This window comes from Acinetobacter sp. SwsAc6, assembly GCF_013391565.1.
In the GTDB taxonomy this organism is placed as follows: Bacteria; Pseudomonadota; Gammaproteobacteria; order Pseudomonadales; family Moraxellaceae; genus Acinetobacter; species Acinetobacter cumulans.
In genome coordinates, this window is the sequence record NZ_JACAXE010000069.1 from 1 (window position 1) to 1,635 (window position 1,635).

Sequence of the window (1,635 nt, forward strand, 5' to 3'; positions counted from 1 at the left end):
ATGTAATCGAATGCTGAAAGTGATGCTTTCGCGCCTTCACCTGTAGCAATGATGATTTGTTTGTAAGGCACTGTTGTACAGTCACCCGCAGCGAATACACCTTTCACATTGGTTTCGTTGCGTTCGTTAATCACAATCTCACCGCGGTTTGAAAGTTCAACGGCTGTTTCTTTTAAGAAATCAGTGTTTGGCAACAAACCGATTTGTACGAAGATACCTGCTAGTTCAACAGTGTGTTCAACATCAGTTGCACGGTCTTTGTATTTCAGTGCAGTCACTTGTTTGCCATCACCAACCACTTCTGTAGATAAAGCATTCTTAATTACAGTGGTGTTCGGTAAGCTGTTTAACTTGTCTTGAAGGACTTGGTCAGCACGAAGCTTAGTATCAAACTCAACAAGTGTTACATGCTCAACAATACCTGCAAGGTCAATGGCTGCTTCTACACCTGAGTTACCGCCACCGATGACTGCAACACGTTTACCTTTGAACAATGGACCATCACAGTGTGGGCAGTACGCTACACCGCGTGTACGGTATTCAGCTTCACCCGGTACATTCATTTCTCTCCAACGTGCACCTGTAGATAGGATGACAGTTTTCGATTCAAGTTTTGCACCGTTTTCTAAAGTCACTTCAACCAAACCATTTGCCGTTTGTTCAGCACCTTTGATGTCAGCTACACGTTGCAGATTCATGATATCTACGCCGTATTCACGAACGTGCGCTTCCATTTCAGCTGCAAACTTAGGACCTTGGGTCTTTTGAATAGACGTGAAGTTTTCGATGTCCATTGTATCCATCACCTGACCGCCCATGCGCTCAGCAACGATACCTGTTTTAATGCCTTTACGTGCAGCATAGATTGCAGAAGTATTACCTGCAGGGCCACCGCCAATCACAAGAACATCAAATGCGTCTTTTTCATTGATTTTCGCTGCTTCTTTCGCATCAGAATCAGTGTCTAATTTGGCAATGATTTCTTCCAAGGTCATACGGCCTTGACCAATATGGTTGTTGTCTTGGAACACCATTGGAACTGCCATGATTTTGCGTTCTTCAACTTCGTCTTGGAAGAATGCACCATCAATCATGGTTGCAGTTGTGCCTGGGTTGTAGATTGCGATCAAGTTAAGTGCTTGAACCACGTCTGGGCAGTTATGGCAGCTTAAAGATACGAATACATCGAAATCTGATTTAATACCTAAGCCTTTGATTGAAGCCAATACTTCATCAGATACTTTTGGTGCATAACCTGAAGTTTGTAGCAATGCCAAGATCAGTGATGTGAACTCATGGCCCATAGGAAGGCCCGCAAAGAATACACGCGGCTCTTCACCTGCTTTTGCAATACCGAAGCTAGGCGCACGTTTGTTTGTGCCATCGAAACGAGCAGTCACTAAGTTTGATAATGCAGCAACTTCTTCAACCAATTCTTTGATTTTGTCTGATTTGTCAGAGCCATTTAAAGTCGCAACGATTTCAATTGGACCTTCAAGGCGTTCAAGAAGAGTTTTTAATTGTGCAGAAGTATTTTGATCTAACATTGCTAACGTCTCCAAAGGAGTAAATGTATATTTGATGGGATAAGAATAAGATAAATATAAAAATAGATAAAACAGTTTGTTTTTATAA

General features: G+C 42.2%; 1 protein-coding gene. It reads right to left on the minus strand.

Annotated elements, in window-relative coordinates; translation table 11 throughout:
- Window positions 1-1,547 (minus strand): alkyl hydroperoxide reductase subunit F (gene ahpF, locus HYG93_RS19130; RefSeq protein ID WP_178962795.1); only part of this gene is annotated, 1,547 nt, incomplete at its 3' end.
- Between the last annotated feature and the right edge of the window lie 88 nt (window positions 1,548-1,635).